Source organism: Phycicoccus sp. Root563 (assembly GCF_001427915.1).
In the GTDB taxonomy this organism is placed as follows: Bacteria; Actinomycetota; Actinomycetes; order Actinomycetales; family Dermatophilaceae; genus Pedococcus.
In genome coordinates this window covers 3,419,934-3,435,525 of the sequence record NZ_LMGM01000001.1, presented here as the reverse complement: position 1 = coordinate 3,435,525, position 15,592 = coordinate 3,419,934, and the positions used below count along the sequence as shown (strand labels likewise).

Here is a 15,592-nt window from a genome sequence, read left to right as displayed (position 1 = left end):
GGGGGGCGGGGCTGGTGGGGGCGGGGCTGGTGGGGGCGGGGCAGGTCGGCGGGCGGGGGCGGGGCTGGACCGGGTGCACCGCTGGGGGCTGACGTGTGGAACGGTGGGGTCGTGGACACAGGACAGGTGCTGGACCTCATGAAGTCCGTCGCGGCGGAGGTCATCACGCCGCGGTTCAGGTCGCTCGCCGAGGGCGAGGTCATGGAGAAGAACCCCGGTGACCTCGTCACGATCGCCGACCAGGAGTCCGAGGCGATCCTCACGCGCGAGCTCGAGGCGGCCTTCCCGGGGGCGTTCATCCTCGGCGAGGAACGCACCTCGACCGACCCGAGCACCCTCGACCGCTACGTGCAGGCCGAGCACGCCTTCACGGTGGACCCGGTCGACGGCACCAAGAACTTCGTCCACGGCTCCCCCGACCACGCCGTCATGGTGAGCGAGGTCCGGCACGGCGAGACCGTCCGTGCCTGGATCTGGCAGCCCGAGCACGAGGTCGCCTGGGTCGCCGAGAAGGGCGCCGGCGTCTTCCGCAACGGCGAGCGCGTCACCCGCGAACCCGTCGCCGACGGCGTGCCCCCGCGCGGCGTCACCTCGATCTGGCCGCTGCGCGGGCACTCGCTCGGCGCCCTGCCCGCGCTGGTCGGTTCGTGGGTCTGCTGCGGGGTCGACTACCCGCGCCTCATGGAAGGTGCCGCCGACTACATCCTGTACGCCCGCAACAGCCCCTGGGACCACGCCCCCGGCGGGCTGATGGTCACCGAGGCCGGCGGCTACGTCGGGCACGCCGACGGGACGCCATACGCACCGAAGGTGCTCACGCCAGGGATCATCGTGGCCGCCGACAGGGGCACGTATGCCGCGGTGCGGCGCCACGCGAGCGACGCCTTCGCGAAGCGCTAGGTCGAGACCGTGGCCGGCTTCGCGCACGATCAGGTATGGCGCGTGCGCGACCTCACGGGGGACCCCGCCGCCCTCGGTGGCGCCGTGACCGTCGCGCTCTGCGGCCACTGGGAGCACGACGGCGACTGCCGCTGGCCGCACCATTCCTCGGTCGAGCCCGACGGGGCCGAGCACGTCGTCACGGTGGCGTTCGACGCCTCGCCCGCCGAGGTCCCGCTCGTGCGACGACGGATCCGCGAGGGCCTCTCGACCGGTCGCCTGACCGGGCCGGACGGCGTCGGGTCGACCTGGCGGCTCCTCGACTGAGCCAGCGCGCCGCGACGGGCGTCCCGCACCCGGTCCACCTCAGCCGTTCGGGCACGTCTGCGCGAACGGCCCTGCGTGTTCGCGCAACGGGCCGAAATGTCGTAATTCCGCGAGTTACCCTCGCTGCGGTCGATCGGCCACTTCGCTCCCAGGGGAAAAGATCCAGCGCATGAAGACACCCACCTCCTCGCCCGCCTCCGCCCGCCGCACGGTGGCCTTCGGCGTCGGCACCGTCCTGCTCGCCACCGCCGCCGGCCTGGGCGCCGCGGCGCCGGCCTCGGCAGCACCCGGCCAGGGCTGGGACCCGTCCCTCTACAACGTGGAGTGGATCCCGACGACCGACGCCGACGGCGAGATCACCGTCGCGCGGATCAACAACGACGACCCGTCCTCGACGCAGGCGATGAGCTTCAAGCGCGACGGGAGCCCGGTGCAGTACTCCACGATGTACGCAGCCAAGGACCTGGCCTGGGCGCCCGGTGGCGACCTGCTCGCCCGCGTGCCGTCCGGTGGGTTCGACATCAGCAACCTGTCCGACCCCACCCTCGAGAACGTGCGGGCGGTCAGCCGCCCCACGTCCGGCCAGTGGTCGCCGTTCGGTGACTCGCTGACCAGCACCACCCAGAACGGCAGCACGTTCACCAACCGCGCGGCCTGGCTGGTCAGCACGCGCACCGAGGCCCTCACCAAGTCGCTCACCGAGGACCCCGGCGTCAGCGCGCCCACCCCGGACGGCCTGTCCCTCGTCGTCACGGTGCGGGACGCCGGCACGGGCAAGCGCGACCTCGCCACCGTCGACGCCGACTTCCCGCGCAGCGGCAACGCGATGTGGAACTCCCCGCTGAACGACCCGGCCCCGCTCGGCTTCAGCGACCTCGACGCCCACGACCCGGTCGTCAGCAACGACGGCACCCTGGCCTTCATCGGCACCGGTGCCGACGGCGACGCCCTGTACGTCGTCGAGGGCGCTGCCGGCCCGGTGCAGGTGGCCTCGCTCGGCGCGACCTGCGCCGGACACCGTCCGTCCTTCTCCCCCAGCGGCCGCTCGCTCGCCTTCGTCGCCTCCTCCACGGACTGCGCCTCGAGCACCCTGAAGATCGTCGACAAGACGGGCAACACGTTCGCCGGTGGCGCCGAGTCGGTCGTGGTCGACAGCGCGAACCTGCCCGGGACCGCGGTCGCCGCGCACTTCGAGAGCCCCTCGTGGCGCCCCCTGACCGTCCCGGCCAGCACCACCCGCCTCGGCGGCGCCGACCGCGTCGCCACCGGCATCGCCGTGAGCAAGGACGGCTGGCCCGAGGGGTCGAGCGGCGCCATCATCGCCAGCTCGGAGTCGTTCCCCGACGCGCTCGTCGCGGGCCCCCTCGCGGGCGCCTCCGACTCGCCGCTGCTGATCAACCCCGCGGCCAAGCTCGACCCGCGCGTCCTCGCCGAGCTCAAGCGCCTGATGCCGGCCAAGGCCGACCGGTTCGTCTACATCGTCGGTGGCACCGGGGTGATCTCGAAGGCCGTGCAGACGACCCTGGCGTCCAACGGGTTCACCGTCTCCCGGCTCTCCGGCACCGACCGGTTCACCACGAGCGTGCGGGTGGCCAAGGAGCTCGACCTCGGCTTCGCCGGGTCGGAGGGCTTCCTCACCCGCGACGCGGTCTTCCTCGCCGACGGCATGAACTTCCCCGACGCGCTGTCCGCGGGTCCGGCGGCCTCCCTGTTCTTCGCCCCGGTCCTGCTCACCAACGGCGGCACCACCCCCGCGTCCGTGAAGACCTACGTCAACGGCCGCGCGGCGATCAAGAAGGCCCACGCCATCGGCGGCGCTGCCGCCAAGGCCGTCGGCACCTTCGGTTCGCGGGCCGGCGAGAAGATCAGCGGCACGGACCGGTTCGCCACGAGCGCCCTCGTCGCCCAGCGGTGGTTCCCCGCCGCGACGCGTGTCGGCTACGCCAACGGGATGTCGTTCCCCGACGCCGTCACCGGCGGCGCCTCGATGAGCGCCTACCACCAGCCCCTGCTGCTGGTGAGCCCGAAGGCCGTCCCGGCGACGGTCAACACGGTCAGCCTGGCCCTGCGCCCGGCCACCGACGACGTCGCGGTCTTCGGCGGCGCCGGTGTGGTCAGCGACGCCGTCCGGACGCAGGTCGGCGCCAACGCGGGCGCGCAGACCGTCCTGTGGGGCCTGGACGTGCCGTCCGTCGACAACCCGCTCGCCGCCGTCCCGGCCGCCGTCGCCGGCGCGAAGGCCGCCAGCCGCGCCGACCAGGTCGCCCGGGCCACCGAGGCCCGTCCGGGCCACACCGCGCCCACCTTCCGGAGCGCCAACCAGCGCTGACGACCGTGCACGACGAAGGGGCCCGGTGGCATCGACCACCGGGCCCCTTCGTATGTCGTGAGCGCGGCCCCCGTTGCGAGAGCTACGGTTTCGGCGTGCCGAGCCAGACCTGGACCGGCAGGGGGACGAGCCCGTCGGGTCGTCGTTCGAGCAGGCGCGCGTCCTCCTGCACCGTCGTGTCCGCCCCCACCACGGCCGTGTCCAGCCCGAGGTCGGTCAGGGCCTTGGTCGAGTCGGCGGCGAGCAGCACGAGCCTGCCGCCTCCGGCGTCCACCGCCTTGGTGATCTGCGTGACCGCCCGTGCCATGCGCGCCGGGTCCTGGCGCAGGGCCGTCGTGGTCGACAGCGCGGCGACCCCGCAGTAGCCGCGCACCACCTGCGGCCACTCGTTCGCCGCCCGCGCATCGGCCATGAGCACCACGTCGCCGGCACGCAGCTGGCCGCAGACCGAGTCGACGGCAGCGAGCTCGCCGCGCTCGACGCGCTCGTCGAGGTGCGGCCTGGTCGCCAGGGCCGTGGGGACGAGGAGCGCTGCGGCGGCCGCGATGCTCACGGCGACGTTCACGGCATACGGCAGGCGCCTCGTCGACCACCGGGAGGCCACGGCCGCACAGGCGGCGACGAGGATCACGACGGTGGGCAGCGCGATGACGAGGCGGCGGTCGGCCCACGGGTGGTCGGGCGTGATGCCCGGCCGGTAGAGGGTGAGGAGGGTCGAGCCGACCGCGACGACGCCCGGCCCCACCCACGCCGGGAGGTCACGGCCGTCGACCCACGCCGACGCCGCGCGGTGGGCGAGCACCGCGACCGCGACCAGGGCCAGGACGAGGGCCACGGGCCCGACCCACCAGGCCATCCACACGAGGGACTGCTCGTCGTACGTGCGGCCGCCGTCGACAGGCAGGCCCTGGCGGGACTGCAGCCCGGCGACGACGCGGGCGCCGGAGTCCGCCGCGGACTGCCGCACGACCTGCCAGAGCGGCCGGGAGGCGAGGAACACCCCGAGGAGGACGAAGCCGGTGGCCAGCAGTCGGGGCAGCCACGCCCGGACCAGCGTTCCGAGCGCCCAGCCCCGGCGGGCACCGGCGACGACGACCGCGGAGACGACGAGGACCACGACCCCGAGGGCCGCGAGCGGAAGGAGCGAGCCGGCGATGCTGCCGAGGTACTCGCTCGACGTGAGCCAGGTCAGGCCGAGCGCCACGGCCGCCGAGACACCAGTGGTGACGCCGAGGATCTTGGCGTGGGCCCGCCGTTGCACGAGGGCCAGCGCCACCACCGGGACGACGAGGATCACCTCACGCAGCGCGTCGACCCGGATGACGATGGCACCACCGAGCAGGATGCCGGCCGCGAGAGCTCCGGCCCTGGCTCCCACCTCCTGGGCCACGGTCGCGTGGCGGGCGGCCATGACGAGGGCGACCAGCCCGGCGGCGAGGACCGGCAGCGCGACGGGTTCGGAGTAGGTCGAGCGGGCGACGTGGACGAGCGGGAAGACCAGGGCGGTGCCGAGCGCGGCGAGCGGACCCCACCGGGGCCCGGTGAGCAGCGACCCGAGCAGGCCGATCGACAGGACCGCCAGGCCCCACAGGACGGCAGGGGCCCAGAACGTCGCCGTGGCTCCCCCGACCCACCAGGCCACCGAGTACCAGGCCGCGGTGCCGGGCGGGAACTGCGGCTGGATCGTGGGGTCCTGGGGCGTCCCGGTGGCGAAGAAGGCCGGGCTGGCGAGGGTGACCCCGTCGATGGCCAGCACGTCCGGACCACCCACGGAGTCGGCCGAGATGCTGATCGGCCGGGTGTGGCCGCTCGCGAGCTCGATGGCCGACTGCAGGTAGGAGCCGGAGTCCCGGCGGGGCAGGACCTGTTCGGAGTGCGTGGTGCCCGCCCACACGGTCGACCCGACCGCGAGCAGGACCAGGGCGATCGCCGACCACACGGGGAGCGGGCGGACCGGCACCCGACCGGCGAGCCGGGAGGCCACTGCGCCCAGGACGGCCAGGACCGGCAGGGCGACCCACGGCTGCCACAGGCCGACGAGGGCCAGGACCGCCGCCGCGAGGGCGCCGAGGACGAGCCACAGCGCGGCCCCCACGACGGTCCGGGTGACGACCCAGCCGCTCCACGCCTCACCGCGCAGCAGCGGGAGGTCGCCGACATCAGGGGTGTACGGGTAGCTGCGGGGCGCGCGGCTGCTCACACCGCACCACGCTAGTGCCCACGGGGCCCGTCCCGCCGACGCCCCACCCCACGGTCTCGGAACGGCCGTCAGACGACGCGGCGCAGCCCGGGGAGCCGGGCGAGGACCGCGGTCACCGCGAACGCCAGGACGACGACCACGCCGACCAGCGTCACGACACCCGGCACCGACTCGGCGCCGTCGACGAGATCGACGCCCGGCAGCCGGACCACGGCGGCGAGGACGAGCAGGTGGCACGCGAACACCCCGAACGTGAGGTCGCCCAGCCGCCGCATCCGCCGCGCGAGCGCGGGGGCAGCGAGGGCCGACGACGGGTGGGCCACGCTGCGGACCACGACGAACACCCCGACGGCAGCGAGGGCCAGGATGGCGCCCTGGTAGGTGAGCGGTGAGACGGCAGCGAGGACCGCCCCGGCACCGGTCGGCGTCCCCACGTCGGACCCCGGGTCACCGACCACGGCAGCCTGCAGGACCAGCTCTGCGCAGAGGGCGGCCGTCCCGAGCGCGGTGAGGACGAGGGCCCGACCGCGCAGCACCACCGGCCCGAGGGCGTGGCCGAGGAGCAGGAACCCGACGTAGGGCACGAACTGGGTCACCAGCGTGGGTGATGCGTCGTCGACGGGTCGGTCCTCGAGGAGGGCGATGACTCCGCGCAGCGCTGCGTCGAGCGCCGGGACGGCGACCAGGCCGGCACCGGCGACCGTGAGCTGACGGGGGCTCCAGGCCCGGACGACCGGCCAGAGGAGGGGGACGACGGCATACAGGCCGAGGATGAGCCAGAAGAAGTAGAGGGCCGTGTAGGCCTCTCCTGCAAGGACGTTCGCGACGACGGCCGGGGCCTCGACCTCCGGGTCGACCACCGTCACGACGAGGACGACGTAGACCACGTGCCAGAAGACGAGCGGGATGCCGAGGCGCCCCAGGCGGCGGCGGTAGAACCGTCGGGCCGACGGGTCCGCCGGGGGTCGCAGGATGACGGCACCGCTGACCATGACGAAGACCGGGACCGCCCACTTGGCGCCGAAGTCGAGGGCGGCCGCCAGCCACCAGGCCCCCGAACCCTCGAGGTCGGGGTTGACGTACGTGAGTCCGGCGACGTGGATGCAGACCACCCCGACGATCGCGATGACGCGCAGCCAGCTCGTGTAGGCGAGCAGCGAGAGGCCGTCGACGGGCGTGCCGGCAGGGCTGGGCGTCGGGGGCGCGTCCATGGGACCAGCATGTCGCAGCGGGCGCCCCGGCCCCTAGGTTGGGGGCATGCCCACCCCCTCGAGCGTCCTGGCCTCCGTGCTGCGCAGCGACCCCGCCAGACCGCGCATCACCTTCTACGAGGACACCCCGGGCGCCACCCGTGGCGAACGCATCGAGCTCAGCGGCAAGGTGCTGGCCAACTGGGTCAACAAGGCGGCGAACGCCTTGCAGGACGAGTTCGACCTCGGCCCCGGGGCGACCGTGCGCCTGGACCTGCCACCGCACTGGCGGTCGGTCTACTGGGCGATGGCGGCGTGGTCGGTCGGCGCCACCGTGGTCGTGGGCGGGGACGACGGCGACGACGCGGACCTCCTGGTCACCGACGACCCCGCGGCTGCCGAGCATGCACCGGGTGCAGCGGTGCTCGTGACCCTGGCCGCCCTCGCGCGCCGGTCGCCGGACGCCTCCCCCGACGCGACCGCGATGGACGAGGCACGCGAGCTGTCCACGTACGGCGACCAGTTCACCGCGTTGGACGAGCCCGATGAGGACGCCCCCGCGCTGCGCTCGGCAGGTGCCGAGGCGGCATACGGCGCGGTCGTGGAGGACCGCGGCTGGGAGCGGGGTGTGCGCGTCCACCTCTCGGGGGGTGACCTCGGCCGCGTCCTCACGGCCGCGCTGTCCGCGTGGGCCGCGGACGGCTCGGTGGTCCTGACCCGCGGCGAGCTCGACGACGAGGCACGCTCTCACCGGGTCGCCACAGAGGGAATCACGCTGGAAGAGTAGGGAGCTCGCGCCCCGAGCCCGGAGGTGTCCGGCTCAGCGCTTGCGGAGCTCCGCCTCGACCGCCTTCCACGTCACCGTCGCGACCACGCCGGTGCGCGCGAGCTTGGCGCGCCCCTGCAAGGCCTTGACCGCGGCCTCGGTCTGCGGACCGAAGTCGCCGTCGGCGCCGACGTGCAGCGCCTTCTGCAGCGCGACGACGGCCGCACCCTTCGAGCCCTTCTTCACGACGGTCGAGTAGTAGCCGCGCAACGGGTAGTCGCGCGCCTCCAGCGCCTTCCAGACCTTCGAGTCCGTGACACCGGTGTCACCGAGGTGGTGGGACCTCTGGAACGCCGACACCGCGGAGGCCGTCCGTGCACCGTATGCACCGTCCACGGCGAGGCCGCCGAGCGCGCGCTGGAGGACCTTGACGGCGTCCCCGCGCGAGCCGGTGCGCAGCACCGTCGACATCAGGGCCGTGTATGGCGTGGCGGTGCGCGCCGGTGCCGAGCGCGACGGCGTCGACGTGGTCGCGGTCCCGCCCATGAGCGCCTTCCAGGTGGGCGGTCCGACGACGCCGTTGGCCGTGAGGTTGCGGCGGGTCTGGAACGCCTTGACCGCCGCCTCGGTCTTCGGGCCGAACTGGCCGTCCGCGGTGACGTGGAGGGCCTTCTGGAGCGCCACGACGGCCGGTCCGGTGGCGCCCTTGCTGATCGTCGTGGCGGCGTACTGCGCCAGCGGGTCGGCCGGGGCTGGCTTCGCGGGGGTCGGCGTCGGCGTCGGCGTGCTCGGTGCCGCGCCCCGGGCGGGGACCAGCTTGAGGGCCACCATCTTCGCCCAGGTGGGCGCGTCCATCACCCCGGTGACGGCGACGCCGTGGCTGCCCTGCCAGCTCCGCACCGCCGCCTCGGTCTTCGGGCCGAACTGACCGTCGGGCGTCGCGCCGACGACCTTCTGCGCGAGGGCGACGTCGGGTCCGGTCGACCCCTTGGCCAGCACGGGGTACGACGTCGGCGCCGGAGCAGGAGCAGGCGCAGGCGCCGACCCCGGACCGGGGTCGATCGTGGTGATGGCCTTGCCGGTCCACCAGGACGTGTGGCCGTACGCGCCGTCCCACGAGAACGAGAAATGGATGTGGTCGGTGTGCGGGACGGGCCCGGTGTAGGTCGCCCAGCCGCGGCCGGGGTCGTAGGCGCGCCACATCTTGTGGTTCCAGATGATGTACATGATCCCGAACCGCCGGGCCATGGCACCCGGACGCCCCTGGGCGTCCGGCGCCGACAGCCACGCGGTCACCGAGTCGGCCACGGCCTTCTCGTTGGGCTTGTTGACGCTGAGCATCCAGTCCCACGCACGTCCCTCGGAGTGCTCCGTCAGGCCGCTGTTGCAGTTGCGGATGATCCCGTACGACGCGCTGCCGAGCCCGTAGTGGCTCGAGAACAGCGTCGCGAACGCCACCACCCCGGGCTTGGCCACCGGGTCGCACAGGCGCTGCGCCTGGTAGGGCGAGGCCAGGTCGAGCGCCGACGGCAACGCCTTGCTCGGCGGCTTGGGCACGCTCGCCGCCTGCGCGTCCGCCATGGCGAGGGGGACGGTGAGGACGGGGATGCTCAGCACACCGAGGGCACGGACAGCACGCGACACGGGACGCTCCAGGGGGATGGCACCCCGGGTCGCGGGGCGCGGACGAGTCGACGGTGCCGGTCCCGGGCCATCACGCCCGGGGCAGGCGAGACATTTGTCCCACCGGTTCACACGCGTCACAACCGCTTCCCCAGAACTACAACCGTGGAGTTCGCGATCCCCTCCCCCGTCCAGCCGATGGCGACAGGAGTCCGCCGTGGCCGCTCGGCACTCGGCTGACCGGTCGCGGCACACGGGGGTGGTCCTCGGGCCTACCATCCGCACCTCCGCTTCGCTCCGGTGCGCCCACGCGGCCGTGGGACCCGCCGCCATACCCACCACGGCCCTACGGACCACCCCCGTGCCCCGCTCCCTCGTGGGTCGCCGCCGCCACCGCCGCACGATCCCGGACTCGGCTCCGGACCGGGACGTGTGGCGGGGACACCCGGGGTGGGCGGGACGGTGGGGAGGGACCACGCACGGGCGGCGGGAGCCGCCGACTAGAGTCGCCGCCATGGACAAAGTCGTCTCCTCCGCAGCCGAGGCCATCGACGGAATCGTCGACGGCTCCTCCCTGTCGGTGGGTGGTTTCGGGCTCTGCGGGGTCCCGAGCGTGCTCATCGACGCGATCCACCACACGGGGGTGAGCGACCTCGAGGCCATCTCCAACAACTGTGGCGTGGACGAGTGGGGACTCGGGATCCTGCTCAAGGACAAGCGGATCCGCCGCATGGTCTCCTCGTACGTCGGGGAGAACAAGGAGTTCGCCCGCCAGTACCTGAGCGGCGAGCTCGAGGTCGAGCTGACGCCGCAGGGCACGCTCGCCGAGCGGCTGCGCGCCGGCGGCTCCGGCATCCCGGCGTTCTACACCGTGACCGGTGCCGGCACCCAGGTCGCCGAGGGTGGCCTCCCCTGGCTGTATGCCGCGGACGGCACCGTCGCCAAGGCCTCACCTCCCAAGGAGAGCAAGGTCTTCGAGGTCGACGGTGAGGACAAGGAGTTCATCCTCGAGCGGGCGATCGTGGCCGACTTCGGCCTGGTCCGGGCGTGGAAGGGCGACCGCCACGGCAACCTCGTGTTCCGCAAGAGCTCGCGCAACTTCAACCCGCTGGCCGCCATGGCCGGGCGCGTCACGGTCGCCGAGGTCGAGGAGCTGGTCGAGCCCGGCGAGCTCGACCCCGACCAGGTCCACCTGCCCGGCATCTACGTCCACCGCGTGCTGCCGCTGACCGCGGAGCAGGCCGCCGAGAAGAGGATCGAGCGCCGGACGACCCGGCCCCGCACCGAGGGCCCGACCGACGGCCACACCGAGAGCCAGGAGGCCTGAGATGGCACTGACCCGTGAGCAGATGGCGGCCCGCGCCGCCCAGGAGCTGTCCGACGGCTCGTACGTCAACCTCGGCATCGGGCTGCCGACGCTGGTCCCCAACTACGTGCCCGACGACGTCGAGATCGTGCTGCAGTCCGAGAACGGCATCCTGGGCGTCGGCGCGTACCCGTTCGAGGGTGAGGAGGACGCCGACCTCATCAACGCCGGCAAGGAGACCGTCACGCTGCGACGCGGCGCCTCGTTCTTCGACTCGGCGACGAGCTTCGGAATGATCCGTGGTGGCAAGGTCGACGCGGCGATCCTCGGCGCGATGCAGGTCTCGGCCAGGGGAGACATCGCCAACTGGATGATCCCCGGCAAGATGGTCAAGGGCATGGGCGGCGCGATGGACCTGGTCCACGGGGCCAAGAAGGTCATCGTCCTGATGGAGCACAACGCCAAGGACGGCTCCTACAAGATCGTCGAGGAGTGCTCCCTGCCCTACACCGGTCGCGGTGTCGTCCAGCGGATCATCACCGACCTGTGCGTCTTCGACGTCACCGCCGACGGCCTGGTCCTGCGCGAGCTCGCCGAGGGCGTGACCGAGGACGAGGTCCGCGAGAAGACCGAGCCGAAGTTCACCACCGACCTCACCTGAGGCCGGCACCGGGCGACCGCGACCTCCCGCGCGCCGAGTTTGGAGCGGCACCGACGTCAGGACGTCGGTGCCGCTTCAAACTCGCGGGGAGAAGGGGTCGGGTCGTCGGGTCAGCTGTTGGCAGCCGTCGTGAGGGTCGCGGCCGAGACCACGGCCGTGCCGCCGACCGCTGTCAGGGTCTCGAGCTGCGAGCTGGTCTGCAGGGTGGCGAGGGCGTCGTCACCGAGGGAGGACCCCGGGGTGAGGGCGATGACCCGCTGCAGCGTTCCGGCGACGAGCGAGTCGACGAGCGACTCGTTGCGCCCCGACGTGAGGACGATCTCGGACTGGACCGGCACCCGCGAACGGTAGAAGGACGCGACCGCAGCCGAGACGGCATACCGGTCCGTGCCGCCGAGGCGGGTGACGGTGGTGACGCCGGCACGGCGCAGCTGGTCCTCGACCCCGGTGGCCACCACGGCACTGCCGCCGACGACGCGGGCCGAGGTGGGCTTGAGGGCGGAGAGGGCCGACCACGTGTACGAGCTCAGGCCCCCTGCCGGCGTGAGCAGGATCGGCTCGCGCAGGGCGGAGGCCGGGCCGGAGACGCCGAGCGCGTCCGGCAGTCCCTCGCCACCGGCGACGACGACGGTCGGGGTGGCCCGCCTGGCCTTGATGGCCTTGGCGACGACGGCGGAGGTCTCGAACCGGTTCGAGCCACCGAGCCGGGTCACGGTCAGCCCGCGGCTCCTCAGCTGCGCGGCGACCGCATCCGACACCACGCCGGCACCGCCGACGACGTAGGCCGTCTTCACCGCGCTGCCGCGGCGGTTCAGCTCCGCGATCGTCGCGGCGGGGAGCTTGGACTGCTGCGTGAGCAGGAGCGGTCCGCCGACCGTGGCCGCGAGCGGCCCGGAGACCGAGGCGTCGACGAGCAGGCCGTCGCCGGCCGCCACGACGACGGCGCCGGCCGACGACGTGGTGCGTGCCGCGACTGCAGCAGCGGAGGCGTAGCGGTCCGCCCCCGAGAGGCGGGTCGTGAGGTGGCGGATCATCGTCGAGTTGACCTGACCCGAGAACGGGGTGCCGGAGGCCACCACCGAACGCAGCTGGTCACCGGTGACGGTGCGCACGGTGCCGGCCGTCGACGTGGCGGTCGCCGTGTGCACCCCGCCGTTGGCGGTGCGGTCGGACAGGTCGAGGCGCGCGACGTCGGACAGGCCGAACACGCGGGCGAGCGACGGGGCGCTGGCCACCTGGCGCCACGCCCGTGCGGGGTTGCTGTCCTTGAGGCTCCACGGGTCGGACACGCCGCGCAGGTACGGCAGGGGCGTGCCGCCCCAGACGTCCTCGTTGTTCTCGGTGCGACCGCCCGAGGACGAGGAGAAGAACGCCTGGATGATCGTCCCCTTGGAGCGGGCCACGTAGCCGGTCGCAGACGTGCCCGCGGCGCGGACGGCGTTGCGCCAGTTGGCCCAGTACGGCTGGTTGCCGTTGCCGAGCACGGTCGAGTAGCCGGCGTAGACCTGGTCCGCCGTCGTGTCGTAGAGGTGGCAGTCGCAGGATGCGCGCACGGTGCCGCCCAGCGCCTGGTACTTGCTGAGGGCGTAGCCGCGAGCCGCGGCGGCCTGGGCCTTGAGGGCCTCGAGGTTCCACGACCACGGGCTCTCGGCGATGTAGTCGAGGTACTCGTCGTGCAGCCGGACCCGGTTCACGACGTTCCAGCTGCTGGTGCCGTAGGGCTTCATCCGGACGGTGCCGTCGCGGTAGAGCGTGCCGCCGATCTTCATCAGCGTCTTGTCGTTCATGCCGGGGAGGCTGTCCCACCGCAGGATGGCGGTCGTGCCGGCCAGGGAGGACACCCCGGTGCAGGACGAGCAGCTCGCCTTGATGGTGTCGCCGACCCGACTGAACGACACGGCGTCGCCCAGCGCACCGGTGATGGTCCGGGAGTCCCCTGCGACCGTGACGGTGAACGCACCGCCGCCGTTGCCGGCCGCCACGAGCGACGGGACAGCGGTCACGGTGCTCGACCCTGACACCTGGTTGAGGATGTTGACGTCCAGGGTCTGGCTGTCGCTGACGGCGTCGTACGTGGTGCCCGTGTAGTAGTGCTTGAGGATCTGGGGGGCCGTGTAGCCCGCCCTGGCCATCTCGAACGCGCCGTACTGGCTCATGCCGATCCCGTGGCCCCAGCCGGCGCCGCGCAGCACCCATGAGGAGGCGGCCGCTGCGGAGGACCTGGCCGTCGCAGCGCGACGCTCGTCCTGGGCGACGGCGGCCGAGGCCTCGGCACCGGAGACGGTCGGCGCGGACGCGTCGGGCGCGGGTCCGTCGGGGTTCCCGTCGGTCGGGCTCTCCGTGAACGTCGGCCGCGGCTGGTTGGCACCCCACTGCGGGTCCGGGGCGTTCCCCGCGGCAGCGGCGCCCGTGGGCACGGCCAGGCCGAGGGCCACGGCACCGACGGCCGTGGTGGCGAGGAAGCGGACGGCACGCCGTCGCGTCGTTCGGAACACGGGAGGTGTCCTCTCACTCTCAGAGTCTGCGAAGGGGGGTGGGCAGCCCGACGAATCGGGCACCAGCCCCCACAGTCACACATCGGTCGCCGTCGTCCCGGTCTGAGGGGAACCACGTGGCCGTTTCGTTACGCACCCCGCAGCGCCGGCCTCCACGGCAATTCTCCTCCCACCCGCCCGCGCCTGACCAGCACCGCCCGGGCGGCCCACTAGGCTGGCCGACGATGAACGACGACGTCTGGCTGGTCATCCCGCTCTACAACGAGGCCCAGGTCATCGGCGACGTGGTGGCCACCGCCAGGGCGGTCTTCCCCCATGTCGTCTGCGTCGACGACGGTTCGTCCGACGCCAGCGCGGCGGTCGCCGAGGCGGCCGGTGCCGTCGTGGTGCGCCACCCCATCAACCTCGGGCAGGGCGCGGCCCTCCAGACCGGCTTCACCTACGCCCTGGGCGACCCCGGTATGCGGTGGGTCGTCACCTTCGACGCCGACGGCCAGCACCAGGTCTCGGACGTCGTGGCCATGCTCGAGAAGGCCCGGGCCGAGTCGCTCGAGGTCGTGTTCGGCTCCCGCTTCCTCGACGACCGCACCCAGGCGTCCGTGCTCAAGAAGATCGTCCTGCGGGCAGCGGTGGGCTACACCAACCTCACCACCAAGACCCGCCTCACCGACGCCCACAACGGCCTCCGGCTCCTGTCCCGGGGCGTGGTCGAGCGGATCGACATCACCCAGAACCGGATGGCGCACGCCTCCGAGCTCGTCGCGCAGATCGGTGACCTGGACGTCCGCTACGGCGAGAGCCCGGTGCACATCCTCTACACCGACTACTCCAAGGCCAAGGGCCAGTCGATCTGGAACGCCGTCAACATCCTCGTGGAGCTGATCCTCCGATGACCAACCTCGTGCTGATCCAGGTCGTGCTGATGGTCGCCGTGCTGGCGTTCGTCGCCCGGCTGTTCCGCAGCAACGGCGCCCGCGCCCAGGCGATCCGCCGGCTCGGCCTCCTGCTCTTCGCCGCGTTCGCCGTCGTGTCGATCCTCATCCCGAACGTCTGGAACCGCATCGCCCACGTCGTCGGCGTCGGCCGTGGCACCGACATGGTGCTCTACGCGCTCGTGGTGGCGTTCCTCAGCTTCACCGTGACGACCTACCTACGCTTCCGCGACCTCGAGACGCGCTACACGCGACTGGCCCGACGGCTCGCCCTGGACGAGGCGGAGCGCGACTTCCCGCAGGAGCAGGTTCGCACGACCGGCGCGCCGGACTCCCCGACCGACGGGGCCCCCACGGCCTGACTCGCGGCCCGACTCGCGGCCCACCACGGTCCCAGCGGCGGACCGCGCAGGACCGCCGCCGTCTCAGGGCGCGATCTTGGCGATGTGCTCGATCAGCCCGGTCGTCGACACCGACGGCGTGCGGGGCAGGTAGACGACCTCGCACACGTCGCTGACCCAGTCGAACTTGCCGGCCCAGTCGTCGCCCATGACCAGCACCGACGCCCCGTGCTCGAGGATGTAGTCGCGCTTCTTCTCCAGCGACTCCTCGACGAACACCTCGTCGACCACCTTCAGGCTGCTGATGATCTCGACCCGCTCGTCCTGGTCGAACACCGGGTTGCGGCCCTTCTTGGCCATGTTGAGCGCGTCCGCCGACACCCCGACGACGAGCCGGTCACCGAACTCGGCCGCCCGCTTGAGGACGCGGATGTGCCCGACGTGCAGCACGTCGAAGGTGCCGAACGTGATGACGGTGCGGTTGCTCAACAAAAGCTCCTCGTATGGCGTCGCGGCGTGGCCGTCGTGGTGGTGCGCTGCGCC

General features: G+C 72.9%; 13 protein-coding genes. 8 read left to right on the top strand and 5 right to left on the bottom strand.

Annotated elements, in window-relative coordinates; all coding sequences use genetic code 11:
* The first annotated feature begins 111 nt into the window (after nt 1-111).
* The 3 genes from ASD62_RS16295 (at nt 112) to ASD62_RS16285 (ending at nt 3,535) form a co-directional block, all read left to right on the top strand.
* The gene (locus ASD62_RS16295; RefSeq protein WP_056917471.1) at nt 112-900 is read left to right on the top strand and encodes an inositol monophosphatase; all 789 of its coding nucleotides are present in this window, start codon (nt 112-114) and stop codon (nt 898-900) included.
* A gap of 42 nt (nt 901-942) precedes the next feature.
* On the top strand, nt 943-1,206 hold the full coding sequence (locus ASD62_RS16290) for a hypothetical protein (RefSeq protein WP_082580883.1): 264 nt from the start codon (nt 943-945) through the stop codon (nt 1,204-1,206).
* A gap of 169 nt (nt 1,207-1,375) precedes the next feature.
* Entirely contained in the window at nt 1,376-3,535 is a 2,160-nt protein-coding gene (locus tag ASD62_RS16285) for a cell wall-binding repeat-containing protein (RefSeq protein WP_056916851.1), read from the top strand.
* Between the two features lie 82 nt (nt 3,536-3,617).
* Here the strand turns inward: ASD62_RS16285 and ASD62_RS16280 are convergent, their stop codons facing one another.
* Together ASD62_RS16280 and ASD62_RS16275 are read right to left on the bottom strand one after the other, a co-directional pair.
* Nucleotides 3,618-5,735 (bottom strand): hypothetical protein, encoded by a 2,118-nt coding sequence (locus tag ASD62_RS16280; protein WP_056916850.1) that lies wholly within the window; start codon nt 5,733-5,735, stop codon nt 3,618-3,620.
* A gap of 68 nt (nt 5,736-5,803) precedes the next feature.
* A complete protein-coding gene (locus ASD62_RS16275) occupies nt 5,804-6,946 on the bottom strand; it encodes an acyltransferase (RefSeq protein ID WP_056916849.1) in 1,143 nt (380 codons plus the stop codon).
* A gap of 46 nt (nt 6,947-6,992) precedes the next feature.
* Between ASD62_RS16275 and ASD62_RS16270 the strand changes: the two genes are divergently transcribed.
* The gene (locus tag ASD62_RS16270; protein ID WP_056916848.1) at nt 6,993-7,712 is read left to right on the top strand and encodes a TIGR03089 family protein; all 720 of its coding nucleotides are present in this window, start codon (nt 6,993-6,995) and stop codon (nt 7,710-7,712) included.
* A 33-nt stretch (nt 7,713-7,745) separates the two neighbouring features.
* On the opposite strand, the gene ASD62_RS16265 is transcribed toward ASD62_RS16270, so the two are convergent.
* On the bottom strand, nt 7,746-9,335 hold the full coding sequence (locus tag ASD62_RS16265) for a peptidoglycan-binding protein (protein WP_056916847.1): 1,590 nt from the start codon (nt 9,333-9,335) through the stop codon (nt 7,746-7,748).
* A gap of 493 nt (nt 9,336-9,828) precedes the next feature.
* Here ASD62_RS16265 and ASD62_RS16260 point away from each other — a divergent pair, with 493 nt between their 5' ends.
* Nucleotides 9,829-10,641 (top strand): CoA transferase subunit A, encoded by an 813-nt coding sequence (locus ASD62_RS16260; RefSeq protein ID WP_056916846.1) that lies wholly within the window; start codon nt 9,829-9,831, stop codon nt 10,639-10,641.
* A gap of 1 nt (nt 10,642) precedes the next feature.
* On the top strand, nt 10,643-11,281 hold the full coding sequence (locus ASD62_RS16255; protein ID WP_056916845.1) for a CoA transferase subunit B: 639 nt from the start codon (nt 10,643-10,645) through the stop codon (nt 11,279-11,281).
* 110 nt (nt 11,282-11,391) lie between these two features.
* Here ASD62_RS16255 and ASD62_RS16250 read toward each other — a convergent pair whose 3' ends face one another.
* On the bottom strand, nt 11,392-13,776 hold the full coding sequence (locus ASD62_RS16250; RefSeq protein WP_056916844.1) for a SpoIID/LytB domain-containing protein: 2,385 nt from the start codon (nt 13,774-13,776) through the stop codon (nt 11,392-11,394).
* A 224-nt stretch (nt 13,777-14,000) separates the two neighbouring features.
* On the opposite strand from ASD62_RS16250, the gene ASD62_RS16245 reads away from it, so the two are divergent.
* Both ASD62_RS16245 and ASD62_RS16240 read left to right on the top strand, forming a co-directional pair.
* Nucleotides 14,001-14,669 carry a glycosyltransferase family 2 protein gene (locus ASD62_RS16245; protein ID WP_056916843.1) on the top strand — a complete coding sequence of 223 codons (669 nt, stop codon included), beginning with the start codon at nt 14,001-14,003 and terminating at the stop codon, nt 14,667-14,669.
* Entirely contained in the window at nt 14,666-15,070 is a 405-nt protein-coding gene (locus tag ASD62_RS16240) for a DUF2304 domain-containing protein (protein ID WP_056916842.1), read from the top strand. Before ASD62_RS16245 ends, ASD62_RS16240 begins: the two co-directional genes overlap by 4 nt.
* Nucleotides 15,071-15,133: 63 nt before the next feature.
* On the opposite strand, the gene ASD62_RS16235 is transcribed toward ASD62_RS16240, so the two are convergent.
* Nucleotides 15,134-15,538 (bottom strand): adenylyltransferase/cytidyltransferase family protein, encoded by a 405-nt coding sequence (locus tag ASD62_RS16235; protein ID WP_056917470.1) that lies wholly within the window; start codon nt 15,536-15,538, stop codon nt 15,134-15,136.
* Between the last annotated feature and the right edge of the window lie 54 nt (nt 15,539-15,592).

Bases quoted from the DNA above. Each gene is read 5' to 3' on its own strand.
- ASD62_RS16260 (WP_056916846.1), top strand. From the start codon at position 9,829: ATGGACAAAGTCGTCTCCTCCGCAGCCGAGGCCATCGACGGAATCGTC.
- ASD62_RS16245 (WP_056916843.1), top strand. From the start codon at position 14,001: ATGAACGACGACGTCTGGCTGGTCATCCCGCTCTACAACGAGGCCCAG.
- ASD62_RS16275 (WP_056916849.1), bottom strand. From the start codon at position 6,946: ATGGACGCGCCCCCGACGCCCAGCCCTGCCGGCACGCCCGTCGACGGC.
- ASD62_RS16285 (WP_056916851.1), top strand. From the start codon at position 1,376: ATGAAGACACCCACCTCCTCGCCCGCCTCCGCCCGCCGCACGGTGGCC.
- ASD62_RS16255 (WP_056916845.1), top strand. From the start codon at position 10,643: ATGGCACTGACCCGTGAGCAGATGGCGGCCCGCGCCGCCCAGGAGCTG.
- ASD62_RS16270 (WP_056916848.1), top strand. From the start codon at position 6,993: ATGCCCACCCCCTCGAGCGTCCTGGCCTCCGTGCTGCGCAGCGACCCC.
- ASD62_RS16240 (WP_056916842.1), top strand. From the start codon at position 14,666: ATGACCAACCTCGTGCTGATCCAGGTCGTGCTGATGGTCGCCGTGCTG.